Consider the following 26948-nt stretch of genomic DNA (forward strand, 5'->3'; position numbering starts at 1 on the left):
GATCCGCTCCTCCTGTGCAGGGCTCCGCTTCGTGCCTTGCCCGTCGAGCCTGGCGCGTGCGCGGTCTGGTTCGCAGGGGCCACCCAGACCCTTCCTGGGGCCCTTCGGCCCAACGCTCCCCGGCAGGTCCGCACGCAGGCTGGAGACAAACGCAGTGGAGGGAGAGGAATCATGTCCGGCTCCACGCACTCCGCCCGTATCGCCATCATCGGGGTCGGCAACGAGTTCCGCCACGACGACGGGGTTGCCTGGGCGGTGATCGCCCGGCTGCGGGAGCGGGCTGCCGGCCGTCCCCTGCCCGCGGGAACAGTCCTGTCGGTGTGCGACGGCGATCCGGGGCGCCTGATCGGGCTGTGGGAGAACGCGGACCTGGCGGTGGTACTGGACGCCGCGCACGCCCATCCGGACCACCCGGGGCGGGTGCACCGACTGGAGCTGGAAGCAACCGAGCTGGGGAGGCCGCACACAACGAGTTCGCACGGGCTGGGCCTCGGTGAGGCCGTCGAGCTGTCGCGGGCGCTCGGGCGACTGCCCGGTCATCTCGTGGTCTACGCCGTCGAAGGGGCGGACACCTCGCTCGGCACGGGACTGTCGGAGCCTGTTGCCGCCAGGGTCGAAGCACTCGTCGAACGAGTGGAGGACGAGATCGTCAGCCACCGGGACACGGCCGCCCGCGGCCCCAGCGACGCACGCAGCGGAGGCCAACCGTGACCGGCGAGCGCGTCGCGCAGCGCATCGAGGTCTTCGGCACAGTCCAAGGCGTGGGCTTCCGCCCGCACGTGCACCGCCTGGCGACCGGCCTGGAGCTGGACGGCTGGGTGCGCAACGCGAACGGCCATGTGGAACTCACCGTCGCCGGACCGCCCTCCGCACTGCGCGACTTCGTCCACCGGATTCGGCGCGATGCGCCCCCGCTGGCGGCTGTACGCCGGATACGGGTGACGCACGTCTCCGGCGGACCCCCGGCTCCCGGAACCGGGTTCACCGTCCGCGGCAGTTCAGCCTCCGCGCCGGACGCGCCCCGCGAGATCCCGCCGGACGCGGCCACCTGTGAGGCATGCCTGCGCGAACTGTTCGATCCTGCCGACCGCCGCTACCGCTATCCGTTCATCAACTGCACCGACTGCGGCCCCCGCGCCACGGTCATCCATGATCTCCCGTACGACCGTGCACGCACCTCCATGCGCGGCTTCCCCCTGTGCCCGCCCTGCGCAGCCCAGTACGCCGATCCCGCCGACCGCCGCTTCCACGCAGAACCCCTGGCGTGCCCCGACTGCGGACCCGTCCTCGCGTGGAACGGACTGGCCGGGGAGGACGCGCTGCGCGCCGCCGCGGACGCCGTGGCAGCGGGAGGGATCATCGCGATGAAGGGAATCGGCGGCTACCAACTGGTGTGCGACGCGGGCAACGCGGCCGCCGTCGCCGAACTCCGCCGCCGCAAGCGGCGCCCCGCGAAGCCGTTCGCGGTGATGGTGCGGGACCTGGCCGCGGTCGAGCACCTGGCCCGGACCACCCGCACGGAGCGTGGGGTGCTGACGTCCGCGTCGCGGCCCGTGCTGCTCCTCCCCGCCCGTGCCGGGCAGCTGTGCCCCGACGTTCACCCCGGAACCGACAGGATCGGGTTGTTCCTGCCCACCACCGGGCTGCATCATCTGCTGCTGCACGATCTGGACCGGCCGATCGTCGTCACCAGCGGCAACCGGGCGGAGGAGCCCATCGCCATCGACGACGCCGAGGCCCGCCGGAGCCTGGCATCGGTCGCCGACGGCTTCCTCACCCACGACCGGCCGATCCGCGCGCGCTACGACGATTCCGTGGCCACCGTCGCGGGCCGCACCGTGCTCACCGTCCGCCGAGCCCGCGGCCTCGCCCCCGCGCCCCTGCCGCTCCCCGTCCGCGCCTCGCTGCCTCTGCTCGCGGCCGGTGCACAGCTCAAACACACCTTCACCCTCGCCGAGGGCAGGCACGCGCACCTCGGCCCGCACGGCGGCGATCTCGCCGACGCGGCGACCCTGGACGCCTTTGCGACCTCGTACACCGATCTCCGACGCCTCACCGGCATCACCCCGAGCGCCATCGCCCACGACCTCCACCCGGGGTACCTCTCCACACAGTGGGCCCGCTCCTGGCCCGTCGAGCAGCGCATCGCCGTCCAGCACCACCACGCCCACGTGGCCGCCTGCGCCGCAGAACACGGCGTGCGTGGGCCCTTCGTCGGCGTGGCCTACGACGGGCTGGGGCTCGGCGACGACGGCACGCTGTGGGGCGGCGAGATTCTGTTCGCGGACCTGGCCGGCTACCGCCGCGTCGGCAGGTTCGCCACCGCATCCCTGCCGGGCGCCGAGGCGGCGGTGCGCCACCCGACCCGGATGGCGCTCGGCTACCTGTATGGTGCAGAGACGCTGGGCACGCCCCGGCCCGCGCCCTGGCTGACGAAGCCGTTCACCGAACGGCTCGACCCGAGCGAGGTGCGGTTGGTCCGGGCGATGATCGAACGCGGGATCAACTGTCCGCGCGCCTCCAGCGCGGGTCGGCTGTTCGATGCGGCCGCCGGTCTGCTGGGGCTCGGCGACGAGGTGTCGTACGAGGGCCAGGCAGCCGTCGCACTGGAAGCCGCGGCCGGTGACATCCACACCGACGCGCTGCCGTGGCGGCTGGTCCGGGTCGAGGGCTTGTGGGTCTACGACCCGGTCGCGACCCTGACCGCACTCCTCGAAGAGCTCGCGTCGGGCGTCTGCGTGCCGCGGATCGCCGCCGCCTTTCACACCGCCATTGCCGAGGCGACCGCCGCACTCGTCGATCGCGCCGTTGCCGCAGGGGCGCCGCGGACCGTATGCCTGGCCGGCGGCTGCTTCCAGAACCGGCGGCTGCTCACCGCCGTACGAACACTGCTGCGCGCCCAGGGTCTGCGCGTACTGGTGGGCAGCGCGGTCCCGGTCAACGACGGCGGCATCAGCTACGGCCAGGCGGCGGTGGCCGCCGCCCGGCTGGCGAAAGCGAAGGGGTGAGCGCGATGTGTCTGGGCATTCCCGGCCGGGTCCTTGAGGTCCACGACTCCGGCGGACTGCGCATGGCGACCGTCGACTTCGGCGGAGTGCGGCGCGAGGTGTGCCTGGAGTACACCCCTGAGGCCGAGGCCGGAACATACGTCATCGTCCACGTCGGCTTCGCCATCACGACCGTCGACGAGGCGGAGGCCGAGCGGACGCTCGGGGTTCTGCGCGCGATGGCGGACGCCGTCACCGGCGAGCTGGGCGAGCCGCTGCCGCAGGCTCCTGTGGACCGACCGGAAGCGCACTGAGGGCCGGTCGGCCCCGCTGACTGGCCCGGCCGACCCCTGCGGCCGGCCGCGCTCCCGCCCGAGCCTGGACGTGGATCCCACGAGGAGGGCACTGTCATGACGCAGACCCACAGCCCCGCGAGCACCGCCCGGCAGGTGCACGCGCTACTGACGGACGGCAGGACAGTGCGGATACGGCCGGCGGAGCCGACCGATCACGACGCCGTCATGGCCCTGTACGAGGGCATGTCGGCCGAGAATCTGCGGCGGCGCTTCTTCACGGTGAGCCACCTGTCCGTCGAACAGGCAGCCGGCCGGCTCACTCGGCGCGACCGGTCCGGCTACCGCGCTCTGGTCGCGGAGAGTGACGGGCGGCTCGTCGGACTCGCCGAGTGCGAGGCCATACCGGAATCGACGACGGCCGAGATCGCACTCAGCATCGCAGACGACTGGCACCACCGGGGCCTGGGCACCTTGCTGCTGGAGCATCTTGTCGACGCCGCCCGCCAGGCGGGCATCACCGCTTTCGCGGCGGACGCACTGGCCGAGAACCACGACATGCTGAAAGTGTTCGCCGACCTCGGCCTGCATACGACCCGCCGCTTCGACGGTCCCGAAGTGCGCTGCACGGTCCAACTCGCCGCGAATGAGGACTACCTGTCCGCGGTCGACAACCGGGCGAGCACCGCCGACGTGGCCAGCCTGAAACCACTGCTGCGGCCCCGCACGGTCGCCGTCGTCGGCGCGGGCCGAAAGGCAGGCTCGGTCGGCCGGGCCGTGCTGCGCAATCTGCGGACCGGTGGTTTCGCCGGCCGTCTGGACGCGGTCAATCCGCATGCGGACGCGATCGAGTGGGTGAGCTGCCACCACTCTGTGGCCGAGCTGTCCTTTCCGCCCGATCTCGCCGTGCTCGCCGTCCCCGCGGACGCTGTACCGCAGGCTGCCGAGGATTGCGGAAAGCTTGGCGCGAGGGCGCTGCTGGTGGTCTCCTCCGGCCTCGACGCCCAGCAGGCGGCCGCGCTGCTCGCCACGTGCCGTGCGTACGGGATGCGGCTGGTTGGCCCGAACTGCCTCGGTCTGGCCAACACCGACCCGGATCTGCGGCTGAACGCCACCTTCGCCGCCGACCGCCCCCTGGCGGGCACGGCCGGAGTCGCCGTGCAGTCCGGAGGGGTGGGCATCGCGCTGCTCGACGGGCTGTCCCGGCTCGGCATCGGAGTGTCCACCTTCGTCTCGCTGGGCGACAAATACGACGTCAGCGGCAACGACATGCTGCAGTGGTGGGAGAGCGACGGGCGGACCGACCTCGCTGTGCTGCACCTTGAATCCTTCGGCAATCCGCGCGCGTTCTCGCGCACGGCGCGGCGGGTGGCCCGCACGATGCCGGTCCTGACCGTGGACGCCGGGCGCTCCGAGGCCGGCCGCCGGGCCGCCGCCTCCCACACCGCGGCGGCAGCCACCCGGACCATGACCCGGCAGGCCCTGTTCACCCAGGCCGGAATCATCGCGACCCGCACGATCGGTGAACTCCTCGACAGTGCAGCGCTGTTGCACTCCCAGCCGGTGCCGTCCGGCTCCTCGGTCGCCATCGTCACCAACGCGGGCGGGGCAGGCGTACTGGCCGCCGACGCATGTGCAGAGGCCGGGCTGAGGATTCCCGAGCTCGGCAGCGAGCTGGTCGCCGAGCTGCTGACCGGGCTGCCCGAGGGGGCCGCCGCCACCAATCCCGTCGACGCCACCGCCGCCGTCAGCGAGACGCAACTGCAGGAATGCGTCGACCGGCTCGCGGCGCACGGGGCCGTGGACGCCGTGCTGGTGGTGCTGGTCCCCACCGCGGTTGCCGCGGCGACCGGCGACGTTCTCGTCCGGGCCCTGTCCCCCGGCCCGGACCGCCGTCGCTCCCGAACGGTCGCCGCGGTCCTGCCCGCCCAGGCGGCGCGGGTGGAGCTGCTGCCGACCGCGGGCGGCGGTTTTGTACCCGCCTACTCCGACGCGGCAGACGCGGCCCGCGCCCTGGCGCACGCCGTGACGTACGCACGCTGGCGCGCCCGTCCGGAGGGCACGGTGCGCGAGCTCGCAGACGTGGACACCCCGGCGGCGAAAGGGATGGTCGACGCTTTCCTCGCCGAACATCCCGACGGGGGCTGGCTCGACCCCCGTGCGACGGCCGAACTCCTCGGCCACTACGGCATTCCGCAGATCCGCTGGGAGTGGGCCGAGGACGAAGAGGCCGCCGTCGCCGCCGCGGCACGGCTGGCGGGACCTGACGGGCGGGTCGTGATGAAAGCTCACTGGCCGGGGCTGGTCCACAAAAGCGAACAGGGAGCCGTCCACCTCGATCTTCAGAATGCCTCGCAGGTGCGGGCTGCATACCGCGATCTGGTCACCCGTTTCGGAGACCTGATGACCGGAGTGGTCGTCCAGCCGCTCGCCGAACGCGGCATTGAACTGTTCACGGGTGTGGTCCAGGATGAAGTCTTCGGCCCGCTGGTCCTGTTCGGCCTGGGCGGTACGGCGACCGAGCTCCTGGCCGATCATGCGGCCCGGCTCGCCCCGCTGACCGACCACGACGCCCACGACCTCATTACCTCGCCGCGCTGCGCGCCGCTGCTCTTCGGCTTCCGCGGCGGAGGCGCCGTCGACCTCGAAGGACTGGAGCAGCTGCTGCTGCGGCTGTCCCGGATGGCCGGTGACCTTCCGCAGCTCGCCGAGGCCGATCTCAATCCCGTGATCGCCCGCCCGGGCGGCATCACGGCCCTTGACGTCCGCGTCCGGCTTGTCCCGCGGCAAGCCCGCAACCCGTATCTGCGCCGACTGCGCTGAGAGGAGCAATGGACATGAAGCACATGAAGATCGGTGCACTGATGGTCGATGACGTCGTCAAGGTCACCTACGACACTCCGTTCAAGGAAGTGGCCCAGCTGCTCGGCGAGCACCGCATCAGCGGACTGCCGGTGGTCGACGAGGACGAGAAGGTCATCGGGGTGATCTCGGAGACCGACCTGATGGCCCGGCAGGCCGAGGAACCGGCGCTGGACGAGCACGGACGGCCGCACTGGCTCAGCCGGTTGCACATCTCCAAGGCGCATGATGCGGACAAGGCCCATGCCCGTACCGCGGGAGCCTTGATGTCCGCGCCTGCCATCACCGTGAGGGCCGAGTCGACCATCGCGGAGGCCGCCAGGACCATGGCGCAGCGCCGGATCAAGCGGCTGCCCGTGGTCGATGAGGAGGACCGGCTGGTCGGCATCGTCACCCGCCGGGATCTGCTCCAGGTCTTCCTGCGGCCGGACGAGGAGATCCGCCGTGCGGTGGTGGACGAAGTGGTCGTCAACGCTCTCTGGCTCGACCCGGAAACCTTGACGGTCGACGTGAGCGAAGGCGTCGTCACGCTCAGCGGCCAGTTGGAGCGGCGCAGCGACGTACCGATTGCGCTGCGGATGGTCAGCCAGGTGGACGGAGTCGTGGCCGTCGTCGACACGTTGACCTACCGCATGGACGACTCGCATCTGCGGCCCGACGAGCCGGCCGTCTATGGCGTCGGCGAGGAGTGGCTGCGCAGGCACTGAGGAGGTGTCCGGATGAACGCCAGAGTACTTGTCGCATACGGAACGAAGAACGGCTCGACTGCAGAGATCGCGGGCGTCATCGCCGACGCACTGGAAGGGGAGGGACTGCGCTCCGAAGCCCGGCCTGCCGCGGAGGTCCGCGATGTCCCGGAGTATGACGCGGTGGTGCTCGGCGGCGCCCTGTACGCGGGCCGCTGGCACCGCGACGCCGTACGCTTCGCCCGCCGCCACGAGCACGCCCTGGCCGAGCGGCCGGTGTGGCTGTTCAGCAGCGGTCCGCTGGACGCCTCGGCGGGCGAACGCGACATCCCTCCGGTGCGGGGTGCTGCCCGCGCGGCGACCCTGCTGGACGCCCGGGAGCACGTCACTTTCGGCGGCCGGCTCGAGGAGGGAGCCCGGGGCTTCGTCGCCCGGATGATCGTCAAGCAGGGGCGAGGCGGTGATTTCCGCGACATGGAGCGGATACGCGCCTGGGCCCGCGGCATTGCCAAGGAAATCGGAGAAGGGGCGGGGCCGGCGTCGTCGACGTGAGGCACCCCGCAGAGTTGTCCCCGCGCGACTCCCGCGCCTGAGGGGCAGCCGGCCTGCCCCAGCACAAGCCGAAGGAGATCGCACCATGACCTGTGTCCACCTGCCGTTCCGCCTCGACCTGGGCGGCGAGGAACCGGAGCCGCAACGGTGATCACCGCACTCGTCGCCGTCTTCCTGATTGCCCACGGCCTTGTCCATCTCGCGGTATGGGCCGGACCTGCCGGCCCCGAGCGCCCCATGTCGTTCTCGCCGACGCATTCATGGATCCTTGCGGAATCCGGACTGCCGCGGTCGGCGGTCAACATCTCCGCCGTGTCCCTCGCCGCTGTTACCGCGCTGTTTTACGTCATCGCCGGCGCGGCGGCGGCCGCACACAGCGGTGGCTGGCCAGATGCCGCGATCGCCGCAGCCGTGTCCGGCCTGGTCCTCAAGGCGGTTTGGTTCAACCCCTGGCTCCTGGTGGGTGTGCTGCTGGACGCGGGGGTCCTCGCCGCCGTATGCGGCCAGTGGCCGGCCTCGCTGTACTGAGCTGCGTCGCCCCTCGCTGCGCCGTGTGGCCCGCACGGCCAGCCACTGGGGACCTTCGGCCCCAGCGGCGCCCGTGGGCAGGACCTGATGCTGGAGGCAATCCGACGAAGGGAGGCCATCGTGTCCGTGCCTGCTCTCGACACCACGACCGTGGCCGCACTGGTGAAGGACGCCACCACCGCACCGTCCATGCACAACGCCCAGCCCTGGCGGTTCCGGTTCCTGCGCGACTTGGGCACCGTCGAGATGTACGCCGATCCCGAACGTGCGATGCCGCACGCCGATCCGGCAGGCCGCGCTCTCCACATAGGCTGCGGGGCCGCGCTGTTCACACTGCGAGTGGCCGCCGTGCATGCGGGCCGGGAGCCGCACATCCGGCTGCTGCCCGACCCTGATCGCCCTCAACTCCTCGCGGCGGTGGACCTGTCAGCGCCCGCAGTGCCCGGCGGCAGCCTCGCCGAGCTGTACCCCGCCATCGCCCGCCGGCACACCAGCCGCTACCCCTTCGCGGATACACCGGTCCCCACCTCAGTACGAGACGACCTGTGCGAAGCCGCACGGCTGGAGGGAGCCGAAATGTCCTTCCCGGGGCCCTGGCACGTGCAGTTCCTGCTGGACCTGGTGGAGGACGCGGAGGGGCTCGACGTGATGGACCCCGACCGTGTCGCCGAGGTGGAGCAATGGACCCGCATCGGCGCGGAGACGGCTACCGCCGACGGCGTTCCCGAGTACGCCTTCGGGCCTCGCCGACGCGGCGGCAGGGCACCCGTCCGCGACTTCGCTGGCCGGCGCCACCCCGCCGACCTGGGCACCACGGACTTCGAGGAGAAGCCCCAGCTCGCCCTGCTGGGAACGCAGACCGACCGCCCCGCTGACTGGCTGCGCGCGGGCCAGGCACTGCAGCGAGTACTGCTCCGGGCCACCGGCCACGAGCTGGTCGCCTCCCTGACCACCCAGGCTCTCGAACGGCGTGACCTGCGCTGGGCAGCGCGCGAGCCGCTGTCGGAAATGGCGTACGTCCATCTGACGCTCCGCCTTGGCTACGGCCCCGTGGGCCCGACGAGCCCTCGCCGGCCGGTGCGGGACGTACTGGACTTCGTATGACCCCCCACTCCGGGCAGCGCGTACTCATTCGGTGACGAGGCCGGCGGCCCAGGCCTTGGCCCGGTCGAGTTCCCCTTCCCGCAGCGGGCCTTCAGTGTCCTCGATGATGAAACCTTCAGGTTCGGTGATCAGTTGGTAGCCATGACTGCGCAGCCTGCGCGCTATGGCGTGTGCGGCGCCGCCGGCCAGACGGAAGTCCGCACGGGTGTCAAAGGCTGCGGCGCGGGCACCGTTGCCGGTCTTGGACAGGCCACGGAACCAATCCCGAACCCCCGGGCCCTCCGCGCCCTCCTCGGGCTCGTGCCGGGGTTTCGCCTGGTCTTTCTCGCCCTCCTTCTGCTCGGCCTGCAGCCCCATCTTCCGGCTGAGGCCTGACGTCATGCCCCGCATATGGGTCGGCCCTCCCACGACCAGCAGGTCTGCCGCCCCGACTCGCTCCGGGGTCGCCTCGTCCACTCTCAGACACTCGATCTCGGCGTCCGGCCGGGACTCGCGCACACCATCCGCGATCGCCGCGGCGACCTGGCTCGTATTGCCGAACAGACTCTCGTACACGATCGCGACACGCATCGCGTCTCATCTCCTCCAGAACCTCGGGCGTCCGCGGATGCGGACCGTGTCGTCCCTGCCGCCTTCCTGACCGCCTGAAGCGTTGCGCGCAGCGACGCGCGGCGAGACGGGCGTCCGGTGAAGGCCGAAGCGCGCCGTGGACGCCGGATCGGTGCAGGCAGTGCGAGCCTCGTAGATGAGCAGAGACCGCTCCCCGGGTTCTCGCCCGAAGGCCACCCAGGGCTGGTCCTGCTCGCCGACGGTGTCACCGTTCAACAGCAGTGGCGCGGCGGCCGCGTCGATGGCCGCGTCGGCGTTCATGAGGGCCTCCCAGAGCCGGTACCTCCCATGTGAAACCGGGTGGGGCTCCGGGCGCGAGGGCCGAATGGCCCGCGCCGCGGGTCACCCGGGCCACCTCTCTTCATGGCCGGTCGGCGCAGGGTCGTGGGACTCGCTCAGGTGGCCTCAGTCATGAGACACGATCGCCACGGGGCATCCGGCACGGTGCATGAGCGCGTGGGCGACCCGACCGGTGTGCGTTCCCATCGAGCCCGGGCGCACCCTGCGGCCCACGGCCAGCAGGCCCGCTCCCTGGGCAGCCTCAAGGAGTTGTTGGACGGGCCGGCCTTCCGCCACCAGCTCGTGGACCTCCACCGCCGGGAACTTCTTCCGCCAGGGCTCGAGTGCCGACGCGAGGGCCCTTGACGCCTCGGCGCCGGACTCCGCCCGAGCTCCGGCGTCCATGGGGCCCGGCGCGTAGCCCGAGGCGTGGGGGAAGTCCCAGGCGTGGACAGCCTGCAGGGGCGCTTGGCGCCGGGCCGCCTCGTCGAAGGCGAACTCGATGAGCTCACCGCAGGGACTCGACGGGTCGATGCCAAGGACCACAGGTCCGTGTGGCGTGAGCGTGGAGGCCCCTCCGTCGGGGCTGGGCACGTTGTCGCCCCCGGTGACCGTGCCGGTTCGTACGAGGACCACCGGCCGCCGCGCATGAGCCACGACCGCCTGGGCGACCGAGCCGACCAGGAAGCCGCCGACACCCCTGAGGCCGCGGCTGCCGAGTACCAGCACCTCGGCGGCCTCGGCCTCGGCCAGCAGCCCGGCGGGCGCGGGCCGCGCGATCACGTCCGCGCTGATGCGGAGGTGGGGATGGCGCTCGATCAGCCGGTCCGCCGCATGGCTCAGAGTGCGGCGCGCACGGTCCCGCGGGACCTGAAGCTCCGGCAGGGTCGCGTCGTCACCCGCCATGCCTTCCCAGGCGTGCACCAGGCGCAGGGGCCGCGCGCGCAGCAGGGCTTCCCCCGCCGCCCAGTCCGCGGCAGCCAGGCTCTCAGGGGATCCGTCGATTCCCACGACGACCGGTCGAAGCATGATCCGCACCTCCGTCCCGCTCAGCTGTGGGGGCTCGCACCTTCCATCACGTAGCGAGGCGGGGTGCGACACACGGTGCTGTCCTTCCCCTTTCAGGGCCGAACGACCCAGGCGAAGGGCCGGGCGGCCCGTAGTAGCGGTGCGGCGTCTGCCGGACGCTGAGGTTGTCAGCCTCGTCACATCCAGGGGGACGACATGGATGAGAATCCTGCAGTCGCCGTACTCGACAGGACCGGACTCGACGCGCTCATCAGGCTGCTCGTCTCGCAGGGGCGCACTGTCGTCGGACCCACTGTCCGGGACGGAGCGATCGTCCTCGCCGAGCTGGCCTGCGCCGACGAGCTGCCTTTCGGGTGGGGCGTCGAGCTGGAGGCCGGTCACTACCGGCTGCGCCCGCGCGACGACGGGGCGGCCTTCGCGCACAGCGCGGGGCCCCATTCGTGGAAGACGTTCCTGCACCCGCAGCGGGAGAAGCTGTGGAGCGCGGACCGTGGACCCGACGGCGAGCTGACGGTACAGGCCGAAGAAGCGCCTTCGAGTTCGTATGCATTTCTGGGCGTACGGCCCTGCGATCTGAGGGCCATCGCGATCCAGGACCGGGTACTGGCCGGCGGCCGGTTCCGCGACGACGGGTACGCCGGGCGGCGCGCGGGCGCGCTGCTGATCGCCGCCGAGTGCACCGAGCCCGGGGCCACGTGCTTCTGCGCCTCCATGGGCTCCGGGCCCGCAGCCGATGCGGGCTTCGATCTGGCGCTCACCGAGATCGTGGACGGTGCCGGGCATCGTTTCCTCGTACGCACCGGAAGTGAGGAAGGCGCGGCGCTGCTCGCGGACATTCCGCACCTGCCCGCAGACCCGGGGACCGAGGCCGACGCACGCGCCGCCGTCGCCGGAGCCGCAGACCGGATGGGCCGGTCCGTGCCGCCGGTCGACCTGCGGGCGCTTATGGGCGCGAGCCTGGACGCCGAGCGTTGGGACGAGGTCGCACAGCGCTGCCTGACCTGCGGAAACTGCACCATGGTGTGCCCGACCTGTTTCTGCACCACCACCGAGGACGTCACCGATCTGACCGGCGACCACGCCGAGCGGTGGCAGCGCTGGGATTCCTGCTTCGACCTCGACTTCTCCTATCTGCACGGCGGACCGGTCCGCGCCTCCACGCGCAGCCGCTACCGCCAGTGGCTCACACACAAAGTCGGCACCTGGCACGACCAGTTCGGCAGCTCCGGCTGCGTGGGCTGCGGCCGCTGCATCGTCTGGTGCCCTGTCGGCATAGACCTCACCGAAGAGATCACGGCACTCAACGAGGAACTCCAGCAAGAGGCAGGCCGATGAACACGACCACGATGATGCGGGCGATGCCCGCCGAGCACCGCAACCAACTGCTGCGCATCGCTCGCGAGGTCAACTTCCCGCAGGGAACCCGCATCTTCGAGGAAGGCAGGCGGGCAGACCGTTTCTGGATCATCCGCTCCGGCACGGTCACCCTCGACATGCATGTACCGGGCCGCCCGGCGGCCATCATCGAGAACCTGGGCCTGGACGAGCTCGTCGGCTGCTCCTGGCTGTTCCCGCCCCACACCTGGCAGCTGGGCGCACAGGCGACGAGCCCGGTGCGCGCCTACGAGTTCGACGCAACTGCGGTGCGCCTGATGTGCGAGACCGACCCCGAACTCAGGGCAGCGGTCGCCCAGTGGGTGGGCCAGGTGATCGCCCACCGGCTGCAAGCGGCCAGGACCCGGCTGCTCGACCTGTACGCCCCCTACGGCAGCGGCAGCCCTCGATGACCGCGCCCCCAGTGCCGTACCGCGTGGTACGCCGCCGTCCCGAGACCGCCGACACGATCACGCTCAGGCTGTCGCCGGCCGGCCCCGACGCGCTGCCCGCGTTCGCACCGGGGCAGTTCGCCATGATGTACGCCTTCGGGGTGGGCGAGATCCCGGTTTCGGTGTCCGGCATCCACGGCCCGTCCCTCGAACACACGGTGCGTGCCGTCGGTGCGACCTCTGGGGCATTGCACGCATTGCTGCCCGGAGACAGGGTGGGACTGCGCGGCCCCTTCGGCACCGGCTGGGAGCTGGAGCGGGCGGCCGGGCAGGATGTCCTGGTCGTCGCGGGCGGCATCGGGCTGGCTCCGCTGCGCCCGGTGATGGTCGCCGCGCTGGCCGACCCGGGCCCGTACAGGAGGCTGAACCTGCTGGTCGGCGCCCGCAGCCCGGACGATGTCGTCTTCCATGAGCAACTGCGGCACTGGGCGCACCGCCGCGGCCCGCACGTGGCCGTCACCGTCGACCGGGCGGGCCGGGACTGGCACGGCGGGGTCGGGGTCGTCACCACGCTGCTGAACGGCGCCCGTTTCCAGCCCGACCGGACGACGGCGTTCGTCTGCGGCCCCGAGGTCATGATCCGCGCAGTCGCCCGCGAACTGCTTCACCGCGGGCTGCCGGCGGAGCGAATCAGGGTCTCGCTGGAGCGGAACATGCGCTGCGCGACCGGGCACTGCGGACACTGCCAGCTGGGACCCGTCCTGCTGTGCCGCGACGGTCCGGTCCTCGGCTACGACCGCGCCGAACCTCTCCTCATTGTAAGGGAGTTGTGAGATGGACACTCCGACGCTCGCCGCTCCTACCCTGGCGATCTGGAAACTGGCCTCCTGCGACGGCTGCCAGCTCACCCTGCTGGACTGCGAGGACGAACTCCTCACCCTGGCCGGGCAGGTGGAGATCGCCCACTTCCTGGAGGCATCGAGCGCGGTAAGGCCGGGTCCGTACGACCTCTCCCTGGTCGAGGGCTCGGTGACTACGGCCGCAGACGCCGAACGTGTCCGCGCCATCCGCGCCGAGTCGCGCCGGCTGGTGACGATCGGAGCCTGCGCCACGGCCGGCGGCATCCAGGCCCTGCGCAACTTCGCGGACGTCGAGGAGTTCCGGCGCACCGTCTACGCCCGGCCCGACTACATCGACACGCTGAGCACCTCCACCCCTGTCTCGGCCCATGTGGACGTCGACTTCGAGCTGCGCGGCTGCCCCATCGACCGAGGCCAGCTGCTGGAAGTCATCACCGCCTTCCTCACGGGCCGCAAGCCCGACATCCCCAACCACAGCGTGTGCTTCGCCTGCAAGCGGCGCGGCACGGTCTGCGTCACCGTCGCCCACGGCACGCCCTGCCTGGGGCCTGTCACCCACGCGGGCTGCGGAGCGATCTGTCCGGCGTACGGACGCGGCTGCTACGGCTGCTTCGGCCCCTCCGGATCGGTGAACCTGACCGCCCTGATCCCGCTGCTGCACCGCGACGGCATGGATGACCGCGATGTGGAGCGGCTCCTGCGCACCTTCAACGCCGCCGCCTTCGACCGGGAAGCGAAGGAGGCCACGCCGTGACGCATCGTGGATCGAGAGTCCTGCACGTCGGCTCGCTCTCCCGCGTGGAGGGCGAGGGCGCCCTCCACGTACACATGCACGAGGGACGGGTCACCGAGACGCGACTGCAGATCTACGAGCCGCCCCGCTTCTTCGAGGCGTTCCTTCGCGGCCGTGCGTACACCGAGCCGCCCGACATCACCGCCCGGGTGTGCGGAATCTGCCCGGTCGCATACCAGATGAGCGCCTGCCGGGCCGTCGAGAACGCCTGCGGGGTGGACGTCGACGGACAGCTGGCAGAGCTGCGACGGCTGCTGTACTGCGGCGAGTGGATCGAGAGCCAGGTCCTGCACATCTATCTGCTGCACGCCCCGGACTTCCTCGGCTGCGACGGAGCCATCGACCTGGCCCGCGCCCACCGCGGCCACGTCGAGCGCGGACTGCGCCTGAAGCAGACCGGCAACGCCATCCTCGAACTGCTCGGCGGGCGCGCGATCCATCCGGTCAACGTGCGCCTCGGCGGCTTCCACCGGGTGCCTGCCCGCGCCGAACTGCGGCCGCTCGGCGAGCGGTTGCGTCGCGCCATGGACGACGCCTGGGCCACCGTCCGCTGGGTGGCCGGCTTCGACTTCCCGGACGCCGGCTGCGACAACGTACTCCTCGCCCTCACCGAGCCCGGCCGCTACGCCATCGACGCGGGCGTCCCGGCGGCGATGGCTGCCCCGAGCACGCACGGGCTCCCCGCCGACACCACACGGCGACTGCCGATTCGCACCTTCCCCGTCTCGGCCTTCACGAAGGAGGTCGTCGAACACCAGGTGCCCCACTCGACTGCCCTGCAAGCCACCCTGCGCGGAGAGCGCCACCTCACCGGCTCGCTCGCCCGCTACGCCATCAACGGCAAACTCCTCTCCCCCACCGCCGTCGAAGCGGCCAAGGAGGCCGGACTTGGCGACCCGCTCGCCGGGACGGTGTGCCGCAACCCCTTCCGCAGCATCCTCGTACGGGCCGTGGAGGCGCTGTATGCCGTCGAGGAGGCACTGCGGATCGTCGAGGCGTACGAGCCCCCGCCCCGTCCGCACATGGAGGTGACGCCCCGTGCGGGCACCGGTCACGGTGCCACCGAGGCGCCCCGGGGTCTGCTGTACCACCGCTATGTCCTGGACGCCGAAGGCACCGTCACCGACGCCGTGCTCGTCCCGCCCACCGCCCAGAACCAGGCGGCGATCGAGGAGGACCTGCGCCGCCTGGTCCAGGACGAGTCCGACCGGGGCGGGGGCACCGACGCCGAGCTCACAGCACTGTGCGAGCGGGCCATCCGCAACCACGACCCTTGCATCTCCTGCTCGACCCACTTCCTTGACCTGACCCTCCATCGCAGCTGACCGTCCGGACCAGGAGGGCACCATGCACGGCACCCCGCACAACGTGAGCGATGTGATGACCCACACCGTCGTCGCCGTCAGCCGCGACGCGACGTTCAAGGAAATCGTGCAGACCATGGAGCGGTGGAAGGTCAGCGCCCTTCCCGTCCTGGAAGGCGAGGGCCGGGTGATCGGCGTCGTCTCCGAGGCCGATCTGCTGCCCAAGGAGGAGTTCCGGGAGAGCGACGCGGACCGCTACACCCAGCTGCGGCGACCGCCCGATCTCGCCAAGGCCGGAGCAGTGACGGCCGAGGAGCTGATGTCCGCCCCCGCCATCACCACCCACCCGGGCGCGACCCTCCCACAGGCCGCACGGATCATGGCGCAGCGCAAGGTCAAGCGACTGCCCGTCGTCAACGACATAGGCATGCTCGAGGGCATCGTCAGCCGCGCCGACCTGTTGAAGGTCTTCCTGCGGGACGACGAGGACATCGCCGAAGAGGTCCGCAAGGACGTGGTGTCCCTCCTCTTCCCGATGCAGCCGGAACCCGTCCGGGTAGAGGTGGAAGACGGCGTGGTGACCCTCACGGGGCGCATCCGCGACACCGCCCTCGTACCCGTCGCAGCCCGCCTGGTGCAGGCCGTCGAGGGCGTGGTGGACGTGGAGTTCGACCTGACCAGTCCGCACCGGCACCCCGACCCGGCCGAAGGCGCACAGGCTTCGCAATGAAGTACCTCGACGAGTACCGCGATCCGGCTCTCGCCCTGCAGCTGCTGGACGAGCTTCACCGGACCGCGACCGCGCCCTGGCAGATCATGGAGGTCTGCGGCGGGCAGACGCACACCCTCGTCCGCCAGGGCATCGACGAACTGCTGCCCGCCGGCATCCGGATGGTGCACGGGCCCGGCTGCCCCGTTTGCGTCACCCCGCTGGAGACCCTGGACCGGGCCATGGCCGTCGCCGCCCGCCCCGGAGTGATCCTCACCAGCTTCGGGGACATGCTGCGCGTCCCCGGCAGCAGCACCGATCTCCTCTCGCTGCGCGCCAGGGGCGCGGACGTCCGGGTCGTCTACACACCCATGGACGCCGTACGTCTGGCCGCCGAACTCCCGGACCGCGAGGTCGTCTTCCTCGCCGTCGGCTTCGAAACCACCGCACCCGCCAACGCCATGGCGGTGCTCCATGCCTCCCGCCTGGGCCTGTCCAACTTCAGCATGCTGGTCAGTCATGTCCTCGTGCCTCCGGCCATGACGGCCCTGCTGGAGTCGCCGGACTGCGAGGTTCAGGCCTTCCTCGCCGCCGGACACGTGTGCGCGGTCATGGGATGGACGCAGTACGAACCGATCGCCGCCCGCTATCGGGTCCCCATCGTGGTCACCGGCTTCGAGCCGCTCGATCTGCTGGAGGGCATCCTCATGGCCGTCCAGCAACTGGAGCGCGGGCAGCACACGGTGGAGAACCAATACGTGCGGGCCGTGCGCCGCTCCGGCAACACCGAGGCCCAGGACGTCCTGCGCCGGGTCTTCCAGGTCACCGACCGGTCCTGGCGCGGCATCGGCACCCTGCCCGCCAGCGGTCTCGAACTCACGGATGAATACGCAGAATTCGACGCGGCACAGCGCTACGACATCGGCGGGATGCGCCCCGAAGAACACCCCGAGTGCATCGCAGGCGCGATCCTCACCGGCGCGAAGCTGCCCACCGACTGCACGGCCTACGGCGTGCGCTGCACGCCCCGCCATCCGCTCGGCGCGCCCATGGTCTCCGCCGAGGGTACCTGCGCCGCCTTCCACGCGGCGGGCCGAACGAGGCAGGCAAGGAGCCCGGCATGACCTCCGACGCGAACCCCTACTTGACCAGCCTCAACTGCCCTGTCCCGTACGCGGAGAGCGAGCGCGTACTCCTCGGCCACGGAGCCGGCGGGCGGCTGACTGCCGAACTACTGGAAGACATGATCCTGCCTACCCTCGACGGACCGCAGGAGCAGCCGGGGCCACTCGAAGACGCCGCGCTGCTCCCCGACCATCCCGAACTCGTGGTGAGTACAGACAGTTTCGTCGTCAGCCCGCTGTTCTTCCGCGGCGGCGACATCGGCTCACTCGCCGTGCACGGCACGGTCAACGACCTGGCAATGCGCGGCGCCTGGCCCATCGCACTGACGGTCGCGCTGATCATCGAAGAGGGCCTTGAACTCTCCCAACTCCGTTCCGTGCTCACCTCCCTGGGCAAGGCAGCCCGCGAAGCGGGAGTCCCGGTCATCACCGGGGACACCAAGGTCGTCGGGAGGGGCGCCGCGGACAAGATCTTCATCAACACCACGGGGGTCGGCCGCGTGCTCTCTTCCCTCCGCCCCTCCGCCGCCCTCGCCCAACCCGGTGACGCGATCCTGCTCTCCGGCCCCATCGGACTGCACGGCACCACTGTGCTCAGCACCCGCGAGGGGCTGGGCTTCGAAGCCGACATCGCCTCCGACTCGCAACCCCTTCACCGGCTCGTACGCGCCATGGCCCGCCTCGGCGGCGATGTGCACACCTTGCGCGACCCGACCCGGGGAGGACTGGCCGCGGCACTCAACGAGATCGCCCGCGATGCACGGATCGCCGTCGAGATCGAGGAGAGCGCCCTCCCCGTACCCACACCCGTCGCCGCCGCCTGCGATCTGCTCGGCCTGGACCCGCTGGTGGTGGCGAACGAGGGCTGCCTGGTCGCCTTCGTCGCACCATCGGCCGCCGACGAGGCGCTGGCTCTCATGCGGACCCAGCCGGAGGGCTCGGGAGCGGTACGCGTCGGGCAGGTACCGCGCGAGGGGCAGCCCGGCCGAGTGGTCATCCGGACCCTGGTCGGCGCCCGCCGGGTGGTGGACATGCCGCTGGGCGAACTGCTCCCGCGGATCTGCTGAGACCAGCCACCCGCAGCGCGGGCGAGACTGACACGGTACGGCCACAGGAAGCGGCCGGACACGTACCACCGCCTCCTTGGGCGGGGTGCCGCGCCACGACGCACCGGGCTCAGCAAGGGCTCGCTCGGCCAGCGGCTCGAATCGACAGGTCCCGTCAGGCGCACCCAAGACGAGAGGCGAGCGCCCCGAGGTCACCCCCGGCGGAAGCTCGGCGCGAAAGGCAGGGGCGCAGGCCCTCGGAGTGGCGGCCGCCAGGTCCGTCTTGGTCTTCCAGAGCGAACTCCGGCCGGAGCCCTCCGTCCCGGGCCGCGAGGGGGCTGGAGGGGTCAGCCGATGGTGCGCCCCCGCCCCGGCCTGATCTGGTCCCGCTCCTCACCCCAGCGCTCGGTGGTCCGCTCGGGTCGCCCGCTGCGCCCTCCAGCTGCTCACGATGACCATCACACCGCCGACGGCAGCACGAAGGTACCCGCATGCGCGACCTTCAGGGTCGCCTCCTGGGGCGACTGGCTCAGCCACCAGACGTCGCGGTCATCCGTCCACACCCGACCGTCGTACCGCCGTGGTGCCTGTCGCCACCTGGGCCGTTCCGGTGCGCACGGCTTCTCCGAAGCGGTCCAGCGCGCATTCGACAGGACACGGTCGGTGTCGGGCCGCAGGCCGGACGCCGCCGACGCGAGGGGCCGCTGGTCCGTGGTCGGCAGGCCAACCGGGGCCTCTCACAGGCCCGACTAGGGCCGGTCGGCCCTGGTACTCCTGCCCTGATAGGGCAATGATCGTCTCAGCAGTCGCAGTGCGGGAGAGATCACAACCGAGGGGCCCTCATGACCGAGGTACGGACATTCACTGCGGAGGATCCGGTACGGGTGTTCCTCGTCGACGACCATGAGGTCGTACGCCGTGGACTGACTGATCTCCTCGACGCCGAGCCGGACATCACTGTGGTCGGTGACGCGGGCAGCGTCGAACAGGCGCTGGCGCGCGGACCGGCGCTGCGCCCACACGTGGCCGTGCTCGACGTGCGCCTGCCTGACGGCGACGGTATCGGCGTGTGCCGCGAACTACGCAGCCGCATGCCGGAGTTGGCCTGTCTGATGCTGACTTCGTTCGACGACGAGGACGCCCTGCTGGACGCGATCATGGCCGGCGCCTCGGGTTATGTGCTCAAACAGATCAAGGGCTCCGACCTGGTATCGGCTGTGCGCACGGTCGCTTCGGGCCAGTCCATGCTCGATCCCGCTACGACGGCCCGGCTCATGAGCAGCCTGCGGGCGGAGCCGAACGACTTCGAGCCCATGCCGGGCGCGCTGGCGGGCCTGTCCCCGCGTGAGCGGGACATTCTCGCGTTGATCGGAGAGGGGCTCACCAACCGGCAGATCGGCAAGCGACTGTATCTGTCCGAGAAGACGGTGAAGAACCACATCTCCCGCCTGCTGGCCAAGCTGGGCGTTCACCGCCGCGTCCAGGCCGCGGTCCTGGCGACCCAGCTGGAGCAGCACGAGGTCCCGGGCCACCCGTCCCGCTGAAACGCCGAGAGCGCATGGCCCCCAAGTTTTTGGGCTCGCTCCAACGGCGGGTCAACTCGCCGAGGGCCTGCCCGTGCGCTTCACAGTGGGTGGCTCAGCTGGCCGTGCCATGCCCCAGCTTCCTGGCCCACTCCTGCACTTCGGGTTCGGCCAGGGTGGTGCCCAGCCAGTCGTGGTCGAGGCCGGCTCCTGGTAGGGACGGTACGACCGCGACGTAGAGCCCGGCGGCACGTGCCGAGGCGATGCCTGTGGCCGAGTCCTCGAAGGCGACGGAACGCTTCGGGGCCACACCGAGTGTCTCGCATGCCGTGAGGTAGAGCTCGGGTGCAGGCTTGGGGGAACGTACCTCGTCGGCGGCGAACGAGTGGGTGAAGCAGTCGGTGAGGCCGGCCGACCACAGCGCCGCGTCGAGCAGTTCCCGGGGGCTGTTGCTGGCTACCGCGATGGGCACCGCTGCCCGGCAGGCGCGCACCAGTTCTGCCGCTCCGGGGAGGGCTGCGGCTCCCCGGGAGAGCTCCTTGCGGACCCTTGTGAAAAGTTCGGCCGCGAGTTCGGCTCCGGCGCCGGGGCGGCCGAGGTAGTGGGCCATGGCGTCTCCAGCGGCCTCCAGGGTTCGGCCGATGAGCAGGGCTTTTTGTTCGGGGCCGAAGGGATGGCCGTGCGCGGCGAAGATGGCCCTTTCTGCAACGGTCCAGCATGCTTCGGTGTTGACCAGCAAGCCGTCGCAGTCGAAGACCACGGCCTCGATGCTGGTGGGGAGCGAGTACATGCAGGTGTCCTTTCGCTGTGGGTCATGCGGGGTTGCCCGTGCGGCGGCTGTCGGTGGTCTTGTGGTTGCGCCACCGCTGCCTCACTGCCCGAGCGCGAGCCGGATACCGAAGGCGGCGATGACCGTGCCGGTGACGCGGTCGAAACAGCGGCGGGCCGAGAGCCGTTGCAGGCGGTCCCGGAGCCGTCGCGCGCATGCGATCAGCGCGCGGGCGCAGACGACGGCCAGGAGGATGTGAACACCGGCCAGGAGCACGCCCAGAGCAATGTGCGAGGTTCCGGTGGGGATGAATTGCGGGAGCACAGCAACGTAGAAGGCGCCGATCTTCGGGTTGAGGAGATTGGTCGCGATGCCTTGCCGCCGGCCGCCGAGCAGCTCATCGTCGGCGCCTCTCCCGGCGTCGGTCCCGGCCCCGGTACCGGTCCCCCGGCCTTCGCTGTGTGCGGGCTGTTGCTTGATGAGTGGCGCCAGGTGGCCCACAGCAGCCTGCCGCCCATCCACACCAGGTACGCGGCCCCGGCCCAACGAAGAGTCTCGTATGCGAGGTGAGATGCCGTCAGCAGCGCGGTCGCACCGAGCGAGGTGAGCGTGCCCCAGACCAGCGTGCCGCTCTGGATGCCGAGGACCACGCCCCAGGCGCGACGCCGGTGTCCGAGCGCCGCGGTGCGCAGGATGAGAGCGGTATCAAGTCCGGGGGTGAGCGTGAGGAGTCCCACGATCAGGGCGAAAGTCCCTATCGCGTCAACGGTGATCATGAACGAACACCCTAAGCCGGACGCCATGGAACGTCCACGATCCTGCCCGAAATCGGGCAGAAATGGCGGCATTCACCGCTGGGTTTGCGCATCACACCCCAGACGGCGAGCCTGAGACAGGCCACCGGGCGATCGAGCCGCCCCGTCCACCCCCACCCGGACCCCCACTGGAACGAGGACGGAGCGGCGCCGCTTGTTGTACGCCGCGAGCGGGTCGCCGGGGCGCTGAACCGAAGTTGCCGGTCGGACACGCGCCAGGGATCGTTGCCAGTGGAGGGATTGCCCCGGGAAGGAGACAGCCAATGGCTCTGTCTGACACCCTCACCACCCTTGCCGAGCGGGCCAAGGCCGCCGAAGATCACGTCTCCCGGGCCACAGCCCAGAACCGCGAGCAGGTGCAGGCCGCGGTTGACAGGGCACGCGAAGACGCCCAGGCCCAAGCCGCCAAACTCCAAGAGTCGGCGCGCGGTGCCGAAGCGAAGATTTCGCAGTGGTGGGCCGAGATGCAGCAGAACTGGCGCGACCACACGGCCGAGGTGAGCAGAGACATCGCGACCCGCAAGCAGGAGCACAACGCGGCTCGTGCGGCCCACGAGGCCGATCGGGCGGAGGCGGATGCTGTCGCCGCGGTCGAATTCGCGTTGGCCGCCATCGAAGAGGCAGAGTACGCGGTCCTCGATGCCCAGTTGGCCCGCATGGAGGCTGACGAGAAGGCAACCGGATAGCGCCCCGACGGCATCGCCAAGCGGGCCGCCCCGGACGATCACCGGAAGCGGCCCGCTTCGTATGAGGGGGACGGGACGGGGGCCGGAGGAGGCCACGCAGTTGTGTTGCGCGGCACGGATCCCTCAGTGGCGCACCACGGGTTCCGGCGGGATCCCTGGCCGGTCCTTCGGCAGCAGCAAACTCAGGGCACCCGGCCGGATTCCGCACAGGACGGGGAGGGGTAGCCGTACAGGTTCGCCGTCGATGCCCGCGTCCAGATGCCGCACGTCACCGTGCAGCGTGATGCCGGGAGCCGACCAGACGACAACCCCTTCCGGGCAGGGCCGATGGTCGTGCGGGAACCTCAAGCCGTGCGCACGGCACCGCCAGGGGCGTGCATCGGCCAGGTCTCGCACACCTTCGGCAGCGCCGTGGGGCCTCGGCCAGGTGCATGGGGCCAACGAATGAAGGCGGGCGAGCGCGGACACTGGATCGCTCCTAGATTGGAAGGGCGGATAGTCGCACTGACAAGCGACGGACAGCGTGTGATGAACCTGGATATCGATTTCACGGCGTTCTTCGACGCCACACCGAGCCCGTGCCTGGTGCTGGACACGGACCTGGTGATCCGGTACGTCAACCCGGCATGCGTGAGGATCACCGGGCTGACCAAGGACGAGTTGGTTGGGAAGTACTTGTTCGACGTCCTGCCGGAAAATCCCGGAATCCGCGGCGACGCAGGACGGAATCTCAAAGCGTCACTGAACCGGCTTGTGGACACCGGGAAGCCGGAAACCGCGGTGCTGCAGCGGTACGAAGTTCCCCGCCCCGACCAGCCGGGCGGCTTCGAGGAGCGATGGTGGTCGGTGATCCACACCCCACTCTGTGGACCTGGCGGCACGGTGAAGTGGATCATCCAACAGGTGGAGGACGTCACGGCCTTCGTCCACTCACTCCGTGCACATCAGCTCAGCGAGGAGAGAACTGAGCAGGCGAAGGGCATGTCGGCCGAGCTCTACGCGCGGGCTGGCGAGCTTGACCGATTGAACCAGGAACTGCGTCAGGCCCATGCCCGTGAACAGCAGGTCGCCGTCACCCTGCAGGAAGCCATGCTCTCCGTCCCCGACCTGGACCAGCACGGCAACATCGCCGTGCGCTACCTGCCGGCGACCGCGTCACTGAATGTGTGCGGCGACTGGTACGACGTCGTCGACCTCCCACCCGACCGCTACGCCGTGGCCGTCGGAGACGTCGTCGGCCACGGCCTGCACGCGGCAGCCGTCATGGGCATGCTCCGCAGCGCCCTGAGCGCCGTCATCCGCGCCCTCCCCAGCCCCGCCCAGGCCCTGGAAGTCCTCGGCCTGTATGCCCGCTCCGTGGACGGCGCGATGGCCGCCACCGCGGTCAAGGCACTCATCGACACCCGCAGCAAGCTGATCATCTACAGCAACGCCGGACACCCACCGCCGATCCTGCTACACCCCGACGGGACCTGCGAACAGCTCGACCAAGCCACCGATCCACCGCTCGGCGCACGCGAGCACCATGTCCCCCGCCCACAGGCCGGCCTCGCCTACACCCCAGGAGACACCCTCGTGCTGTACACCGACGGCCTCATCGAACGCCGCGGCGAGGACATCGACACCGGCCTGGAACGCCTGACCACAGCCCTGGCCCAGGACCGAACCCTCCCCCCTGACCTGCTGGCCGACGCGCTCCTGGACCGCCTCGGCGTCGGTGATGGCGCCCCCGACGACATCGCTCTCGTCATCATCCGCCTATAAGGCGGTTGGAGGGGCAGGCAGCGTGCATCAGCAGTCAGGGTGGAGCTTCCTCACCGGCCACGCCCGCATGCTCCTGGTCGTCGCACGCGATCCCGCCGCCTGCCTCTGCGACATCGCCGCGGCCTGCCACATCACCGAACGCACCGTGCGGGGCATCGTCGTGGGCCTCGAACAGGCCGGCTGTCTCAGCAGGGAGCGGCACGGACGGCGCACGCGGTACACGCCCCGCTGGACGGCGCGCGGCGACAAGCCGGTCCCGGGCGGGCGGAACAGAACCGGGCCCAGCCCCGCCGCCCCTTGTACCGCCTTGCCGCCATCCTGAACGGGCAACGCCCTTCCCGGCGTTGGCGGCCGTCTGCAGCATCCTGAGGCCCTTCGCGCTCCGGGGGAGCCGGGCGGTACGGGTCAGGCGCCCGCCGCCACCTCCGTCAGCCAGGCGTTCCAGTCGCTCTCGTAGTCCAGCGAGGTGAGGAAGGAACGCGCGGCGGTCCAGTCACCGGTGCGGTAATGGCCGAGCACGGTCGCGACGTCGGCCGGGTGCCTCTCGACCATGTAGCGGGCGGCGAGGTAGCCCCAGTTGTAGGTGCGGTTGACGTCGCTGTTGGCGTAGGTGGTGTCGAACAGCGTGCGCAGCGAGTACGTGTGCTTGCCGGCCTCGGCCACCGCGTTGGCGTAGGTGACGCCGCGGTAGGAGTAGGAGACGTACTCCGCGATGCCCTCGCCCCACCACACGGTCGGGGTGGTCTGACTGGCGCTGAAGTCGCCGTACAGGTCGAAGCGGCCGTCAAGGTAGTGGGTGTACTCGTGGTTGAGGTTCCAGATCTGCCAGCCGGGGCTCACGTCGGTGCGCTCGTAGCATATGAACCGCGGCTGGTTGCCGGCCTTGGCCGGATCTCCCTCCAGGTACATGCCGCCGTTGTTGGTGTCGATGCCGTAGATCTTCCGCGCGTAGGCCTTGTAGTCGGCGCTCGAGTTGAAGACGTCGACCTCCAGGGTGGTGTTGTAGTCGTTCGCGACCGGTCCCGAGTCCTTGACCACGCTGTGGAAGTAGGCGTCCTGGTTGGCCAGGCTCGCGCAGGTCGCCGTCAGTTGGGCGTTGGTCATCTCCTGGGCCCGTATGCGCAGTGACGGGCTGCAGTCGTGGACGATCGGAAGGATCCGCGATTCCAGTCGCCCGCCGCTGGTCCCGGTCGCGCCGGGGACGCCCTTGGCGCTGCCGTGGGCCGGGCGCTGGCCCGGATCCGCGAAGACGTGGTCCGGCGGGGGCTCGGCCTGAGCGGCCTGGGCGGGGGCGGCTGCGGCGGCCGCGATGAGCAGTGCGGTGGCGATGGCCATGGCGCGCAAGATTCACTCCTGGGGATGGGAGGAGGGGCCCGTCCGTGAAGGGCTGCGCAGTAAAATGGCACATGTCACATGGCTTTTCAATGCTCTTCACAAGGATGTATCGAGCCGTCAACTCCGCGCCGGGCGGGCCGATGGAAGTTCTCCGCAGCCGCAGGGGGCGGGAAGAGAGACATGGCTGCACAAGCCGGACGTGCCCAACGGCGGTCGCCACGGGCCGTCTGCTTCCCGTGGCAACACGATGAACGCCGTGCCCTTGGTCAGGTCAATGCTGGAGCGGGGCGGCGCACCGTCGCTCTCGTCGTCCCGCCGCAGCAGCTCCACCCGACGCTGCTCCAGTTCCACCGACTTGTTTCCGTTCACGACCGCCGTGAATTCATCGAAGGCGGTATTCGACAACGACCGCCCCGTGCGCCGGCGTAGCCACGGGATCAAGCCCAGCCCCGCGAACCATCGCCACGCGCTCTCCACCAGGGCGAACAAGGCCAGCAGACACGCGAAGGCCGGGAATGACAGGAGCCAGATCGTCACAGATGGTCCCCCATCGTCCGCAACCCAGTTGACTGACGGAGGGGTCGGCGTCGTCCCCGTCGGACGCGCGGACTGCCCCTCGTCCGACTCCTTGGACTCGTCTCGCTGATTGCCATGGGATCACTGTTCTGGATCCGCATCCCGCAGGGATCAGGCCGGCGTATGATCCGCTTCCCCCATGCGGCGGAGGCGCTGCCATGGGGATCCACCGCATCGTGGAGTGCCGTGGGAACCAACCACCACGCAGGGAACACCGCTTCGATGGCAGGCGCACCATCCTGCCGGACCGGCCCATGACGATGTCGCCATGCTTCTGCTGCGCTGTCGCGAATAGTCAAGGGCACGTCAAATGGGCAACCACGATGCCGGCATGATCAAGCGGCACGGTACAAAGAGGTATGACCCAGCCCCCAGGCGCGCAGGCAGAGAGCGTGAACGACGTCGACGCTGTCACGCGAGCGGTGCTGACTGCGTCCCGGTTGCTGGTGGCGGTGTCTGCCCGCTCGCTGGCAGCCGTCGAGGACCGTGTCACGCTTCCCCAGTTCCGACTTCTGGTCGTGCTGTCGACTCATGGCTCCGCCAAACTCGTGGCCCTCGCCGACCTGCTCGGGGTGAAGCCGTCGACGGCGATGCGCATGATCGACCGGCTCGTCTCAGCAGGTCTGGTGGATCGCCGGACGAATCCCGAGAACCGGCGCGAGACAGTGCTGCGGCTCACCGATGACGGCCATCGGCTGGTCGAGGACGTCACCGCGCGGCGGCGGGCGGAGATCGCCTCGATCGTGGAACGACTTGCCCCGGAGCAGCGGTCTGCTCTGATCGGGGCGCTGACGGCGTTCAGCGAGGCGGGCGGTGAACCGCGGGTTCCTGATGAGGGAGCAGGTTTGTATCCGCTCGGCTGGACGGATGCTTCGCCGCTCGGGGGCTAGATCAGCGTGCCACCGCGCGGCTCGACCCGAAATGCATGTCGCCGATCGGCGCGCCTTCA

General features: G+C 70.5%; 28 protein-coding genes and 1 pseudogene. 21 read left to right on the forward strand and 8 right to left on the reverse strand.

The window, feature by feature from the left end; genetic code table 11:
* The first annotated feature begins 171 nt into the window (after nt 1-171).
* The 8 genes from FBY35_RS01570 (at nt 172) to FBY35_RS01605 (ending at nt 9012) form a co-directional block, all read left to right on the forward strand.
* Nucleotides 172-711 (forward strand): hydrogenase maturation protease, encoded by a 540-nt coding sequence (locus FBY35_RS01570; protein ID WP_142212053.1) that lies wholly within the window; start codon nt 172-174, stop codon nt 709-711.
* Complete coding sequence (hypF, locus tag FBY35_RS01575; RefSeq protein ID WP_142212054.1) at nt 708-3008, forward strand: carbamoyltransferase HypF; 2301 nt, start codon at nt 708-710, stop codon at nt 3006-3008. Before FBY35_RS01570 ends, hypF begins: the two co-directional genes overlap by 4 nt.
* Nucleotides 3009-3013: 5 nt before the next feature.
* Nucleotides 3014-3301, forward strand: coding sequence for a HypC/HybG/HupF family hydrogenase formation chaperone (locus tag FBY35_RS01580; RefSeq protein WP_142212055.1), 288 nt, complete (start codon nt 3014-3016; stop codon nt 3299-3301).
* Between the two features lie 96 nt (nt 3302-3397).
* On the forward strand, nt 3398-6103 hold the full coding sequence (locus FBY35_RS01585; protein WP_142212056.1) for a bifunctional GNAT family N-acetyltransferase/acetate--CoA ligase family protein: 2706 nt from the start codon (nt 3398-3400) through the stop codon (nt 6101-6103).
* Nucleotides 6104-6117: 14 nt separating this feature from the next.
* On the forward strand, nt 6118-6849 hold the full coding sequence (locus tag FBY35_RS01590; RefSeq protein WP_142212057.1) for a CBS domain-containing protein: 732 nt from the start codon (nt 6118-6120) through the stop codon (nt 6847-6849).
* A 12-nt stretch (nt 6850-6861) separates the two neighbouring features.
* Nucleotides 6862-7380, forward strand: coding sequence for a flavodoxin domain-containing protein (locus tag FBY35_RS01595; RefSeq protein WP_142212058.1), 519 nt, complete (start codon nt 6862-6864; stop codon nt 7378-7380).
* A gap of 147 nt (nt 7381-7527) precedes the next feature.
* The gene (locus tag FBY35_RS01600; RefSeq protein ID WP_142212059.1) at nt 7528-7908 is read left to right on the forward strand and encodes a hypothetical protein; all 381 of its coding nucleotides are present in this window, start codon (nt 7528-7530) and stop codon (nt 7906-7908) included.
* 120 nt (nt 7909-8028) lie between these two features.
* On the forward strand, nt 8029-9012 hold the full coding sequence (locus FBY35_RS01605; RefSeq protein WP_399208201.1) for an Acg family FMN-binding oxidoreductase: 984 nt from the start codon (nt 8029-8031) through the stop codon (nt 9010-9012).
* A gap of 24 nt (nt 9013-9036) precedes the next feature.
* Here the strand turns inward: FBY35_RS01605 and FBY35_RS01610 are convergent, their stop codons facing one another.
* The 3 genes from FBY35_RS01610 to FBY35_RS01620 all read right to left on the reverse strand — a co-directional run bounded on the left by FBY35_RS01610 (nt 9037) and on the right by FBY35_RS01620 (nt 10929).
* On the reverse strand, nt 9037-9582 hold the full coding sequence (locus tag FBY35_RS01610) for a flavodoxin domain-containing protein (RefSeq protein ID WP_142212061.1): 546 nt from the start codon (nt 9580-9582) through the stop codon (nt 9037-9039).
* A gap of 6 nt (nt 9583-9588) precedes the next feature.
* A complete protein-coding gene (locus tag FBY35_RS01615) occupies nt 9589-9882 on the reverse strand; it encodes a hypothetical protein (protein WP_142212062.1) in 294 nt (97 codons plus the stop codon).
* 144 nt (nt 9883-10026) lie between these two features.
* On the reverse strand, nt 10027-10929 hold the full coding sequence (locus FBY35_RS01620; protein WP_142212063.1) for a universal stress protein: 903 nt from the start codon (nt 10927-10929) through the stop codon (nt 10027-10029).
* Nucleotides 10930-11124: 195 nt separating this feature from the next.
* Between FBY35_RS01620 and FBY35_RS01625 the strand changes: the two genes are divergently transcribed.
* From FBY35_RS01625 to FBY35_RS01665, 9 genes are all read left to right on the forward strand, one after another.
* Nucleotides 11125-12264 (forward strand): 4Fe-4S dicluster domain-containing protein, encoded by a 1140-nt coding sequence (locus tag FBY35_RS01625; RefSeq protein WP_142212064.1) that lies wholly within the window; start codon nt 11125-11127, stop codon nt 12262-12264.
* Nucleotides 12261-12716: a Crp/Fnr family transcriptional regulator gene (locus tag FBY35_RS01630; protein ID WP_142212065.1), complete on the forward strand. Its 456-nt coding sequence runs from the start codon at nt 12261-12263 to the stop codon at nt 12714-12716. Before FBY35_RS01625 ends, FBY35_RS01630 begins: the two co-directional genes overlap by 4 nt.
* Nucleotides 12713-13528, forward strand: a complete 816-nt coding sequence (locus tag FBY35_RS01635) for an FAD/NAD(P)-binding protein (protein ID WP_142212066.1) — start codon at nt 12713-12715, stop codon at nt 13526-13528. Before FBY35_RS01630 ends, FBY35_RS01635 begins: the two co-directional genes overlap by 4 nt.
* 1 nt (nt 13529) lies before the next feature.
* Nucleotides 13530-14309, forward strand: coding sequence for an oxidoreductase (locus FBY35_RS01640; RefSeq protein WP_142212067.1), 780 nt, complete (start codon nt 13530-13532; stop codon nt 14307-14309).
* On the forward strand, nt 14306-15673 hold the full coding sequence (locus FBY35_RS01645) for a Ni/Fe hydrogenase subunit alpha (RefSeq protein ID WP_142212068.1): 1368 nt from the start codon (nt 14306-14308) through the stop codon (nt 15671-15673). The genes FBY35_RS01640 and FBY35_RS01645 overlap by 4 nt, the downstream gene beginning before the upstream one ends.
* A gap of 22 nt (nt 15674-15695) precedes the next feature.
* Entirely contained in the window at nt 15696-16382 is a 687-nt protein-coding gene (locus tag FBY35_RS01650) for a CBS domain-containing protein (RefSeq protein WP_142212069.1), read from the forward strand.
* Nucleotides 16379-17485 (forward strand): hydrogenase formation protein HypD, encoded by a 1107-nt coding sequence (gene hypD, locus FBY35_RS01655; RefSeq protein ID WP_142212070.1) that lies wholly within the window; start codon nt 16379-16381, stop codon nt 17483-17485. The genes FBY35_RS01650 and hypD overlap by 4 nt, the downstream gene beginning before the upstream one ends.
* On the forward strand, nt 17482-18552 hold the full coding sequence (gene hypE, locus FBY35_RS01660; RefSeq protein ID WP_142212071.1) for a hydrogenase expression/formation protein HypE: 1071 nt from the start codon (nt 17482-17484) through the stop codon (nt 18550-18552). Before hypD ends, hypE begins: the two co-directional genes overlap by 4 nt.
* 821 nt (nt 18553-19373) lie before the next feature.
* The gene (locus FBY35_RS01665; RefSeq protein WP_142212072.1) at nt 19374-20075 is read left to right on the forward strand and encodes a response regulator transcription factor; all 702 of its coding nucleotides are present in this window, start codon (nt 19374-19376) and stop codon (nt 20073-20075) included.
* Between the two features lie 94 nt (nt 20076-20169).
* Here the strand turns inward: FBY35_RS01665 and FBY35_RS01670 are convergent, their stop codons facing one another.
* The 3 genes from FBY35_RS01670 to FBY35_RS37900 all read right to left on the reverse strand — a co-directional run bounded on the left by FBY35_RS01670 (nt 20170) and on the right by FBY35_RS37900 (nt 21671).
* Nucleotides 20170-20844 (reverse strand): HAD family phosphatase, encoded by a 675-nt coding sequence (locus FBY35_RS01670; RefSeq protein WP_142212073.1) that lies wholly within the window; start codon nt 20842-20844, stop codon nt 20170-20172.
* A gap of 81 nt (nt 20845-20925) precedes the next feature.
* Nucleotides 20926-21147, reverse strand: a complete 222-nt coding sequence (locus tag FBY35_RS37895) for a hypothetical protein (protein WP_399208203.1) — start codon at nt 21145-21147, stop codon at nt 20926-20928.
* Nucleotides 21045-21671: a LysE family translocator gene (locus FBY35_RS37900; RefSeq protein WP_399208204.1), complete on the reverse strand. Its 627-nt coding sequence runs from the start codon at nt 21669-21671 to the stop codon at nt 21045-21047. Before FBY35_RS37900 ends, FBY35_RS37895 begins: the two co-directional genes overlap by 103 nt.
* Before the next feature lie 230 nt (nt 21672-21901).
* On the opposite strand from FBY35_RS37900, the gene FBY35_RS01680 reads away from it, so the two are divergent.
* The 3 genes from FBY35_RS01680 (at nt 21902) to FBY35_RS01695 (ending at nt 24410) form a co-directional block, all read left to right on the forward strand.
* Nucleotides 21902-22324, forward strand: a complete 423-nt coding sequence (locus FBY35_RS01680) for a YtxH domain-containing protein (protein ID WP_142212074.1) — start codon at nt 21902-21904, stop codon at nt 22322-22324.
* Between the two features lie 528 nt (nt 22325-22852).
* The gene (locus tag FBY35_RS01690) at nt 22853-24088 is read left to right on the forward strand and encodes a SpoIIE family protein phosphatase (protein WP_142214840.1); all 1236 of its coding nucleotides are present in this window, start codon (nt 22853-22855) and stop codon (nt 24086-24088) included.
* A 22-nt stretch (nt 24089-24110) separates the two neighbouring features.
* Nucleotides 24111-24410, forward strand: a complete 300-nt coding sequence (locus tag FBY35_RS01695; RefSeq protein ID WP_142212075.1) for a BlaI/MecI/CopY family transcriptional regulator — start codon at nt 24111-24113, stop codon at nt 24408-24410.
* 89 nt (nt 24411-24499) lie between these two features.
* On the opposite strand, the pseudogene FBY35_RS01700 reads toward FBY35_RS01695, so the two are convergent.
* Nucleotides 24500-25261: pseudogene (locus tag FBY35_RS01700) on the reverse strand (collagenase); the annotation flags it as partial.
* 279 nt (nt 25262-25540) lie between these two features.
* Nucleotides 25541-25960: a DUF6191 domain-containing protein gene (locus FBY35_RS01705; RefSeq protein ID WP_142212076.1), complete on the reverse strand. Its 420-nt coding sequence runs from the start codon at nt 25958-25960 to the stop codon at nt 25541-25543.
* Between the two features lie 398 nt (nt 25961-26358).
* Here FBY35_RS01705 and FBY35_RS01710 point away from each other — a divergent pair, with 398 nt between their 5' ends.
* Nucleotides 26359-26889 (forward strand): MarR family winged helix-turn-helix transcriptional regulator, encoded by a 531-nt coding sequence (locus FBY35_RS01710; protein ID WP_142212077.1) that lies wholly within the window; start codon nt 26359-26361, stop codon nt 26887-26889.
* Nucleotides 26890-26948: the final 59 nt, after the last annotated feature.

The organism is Streptomyces sp. SLBN-118 (assembly GCF_006715635.1).
Classification (GTDB): domain Bacteria; phylum Actinomycetota; class Actinomycetes; order Streptomycetales; family Streptomycetaceae; genus Streptomyces.

Coding starts and splice junctions, on each gene's coding strand:
- FBY35_RS37900 (WP_399208204.1), bottom strand. CDS start 21,671: ATGCCGCCATTTCTGCCCGATTTCGGGCAGGATCGTGGACGTTCCATG.
- FBY35_RS01615 (WP_142212062.1), bottom strand. CDS start 9,882: ATGAACGCCGACGCGGCCATCGACGCGGCCGCCGCGCCACTGCTGTTG.
- FBY35_RS01690 (WP_142214840.1), top strand. CDS start 22,853: ATGAACCTGGATATCGATTTCACGGCGTTCTTCGACGCCACACCGAGC.
- FBY35_RS01580 (WP_142212055.1), top strand. CDS start 3,014: ATGTGTCTGGGCATTCCCGGCCGGGTCCTTGAGGTCCACGACTCCGGC.
- FBY35_RS01620 (WP_142212063.1), bottom strand. CDS start 10,929: ATGCTTCGACCGGTCGTCGTGGGAATCGACGGATCCCCTGAGAGCCTG.
- FBY35_RS01670 (WP_142212073.1), bottom strand. CDS start 20,844: ATGTACTCGCTCCCCACCAGCATCGAGGCCGTGGTCTTCGACTGCGAC.
- FBY35_RS01635 (WP_142212066.1), top strand. CDS start 12,713: ATGACCGCGCCCCCAGTGCCGTACCGCGTGGTACGCCGCCGTCCCGAG.
- FBY35_RS01610 (WP_142212061.1), bottom strand. CDS start 9,582: ATGCGTGTCGCGATCGTGTACGAGAGTCTGTTCGGCAATACGAGCCAG.
- FBY35_RS01680 (WP_142212074.1), top strand. CDS start 21,902: ATGGCTCTGTCTGACACCCTCACCACCCTTGCCGAGCGGGCCAAGGCC.
- hypD (WP_142212070.1), top strand. CDS start 16,379: ATGAAGTACCTCGACGAGTACCGCGATCCGGCTCTCGCCCTGCAGCTG.
- FBY35_RS01595 (WP_142212058.1), top strand. CDS start 6,862: ATGAACGCCAGAGTACTTGTCGCATACGGAACGAAGAACGGCTCGACT.
- FBY35_RS01585 (WP_142212056.1), top strand. CDS start 3,398: ATGACGCAGACCCACAGCCCCGCGAGCACCGCCCGGCAGGTGCACGCG.
- FBY35_RS01650 (WP_142212069.1), top strand. CDS start 15,696: ATGCACGGCACCCCGCACAACGTGAGCGATGTGATGACCCACACCGTC.
- FBY35_RS01665 (WP_142212072.1), top strand. CDS start 19,374: ATGACCGAGGTACGGACATTCACTGCGGAGGATCCGGTACGGGTGTTC.
- FBY35_RS01570 (WP_142212053.1), top strand. CDS start 172: ATGTCCGGCTCCACGCACTCCGCCCGTATCGCCATCATCGGGGTCGGC.
- FBY35_RS01640 (WP_142212067.1), top strand. CDS start 13,530: ATGGACACTCCGACGCTCGCCGCTCCTACCCTGGCGATCTGGAAACTG.
- FBY35_RS01630 (WP_142212065.1), top strand. CDS start 12,261: ATGAACACGACCACGATGATGCGGGCGATGCCCGCCGAGCACCGCAAC.
- FBY35_RS01590 (WP_142212057.1), top strand. CDS start 6,118: ATGAAGCACATGAAGATCGGTGCACTGATGGTCGATGACGTCGTCAAG.
- hypE (WP_142212071.1), top strand. CDS start 17,482: ATGACCTCCGACGCGAACCCCTACTTGACCAGCCTCAACTGCCCTGTC.
- FBY35_RS01710 (WP_142212077.1), top strand. CDS start 26,359: ATGACCCAGCCCCCAGGCGCGCAGGCAGAGAGCGTGAACGACGTCGAC.
- FBY35_RS01625 (WP_142212064.1), top strand. CDS start 11,125: ATGGATGAGAATCCTGCAGTCGCCGTACTCGACAGGACCGGACTCGAC.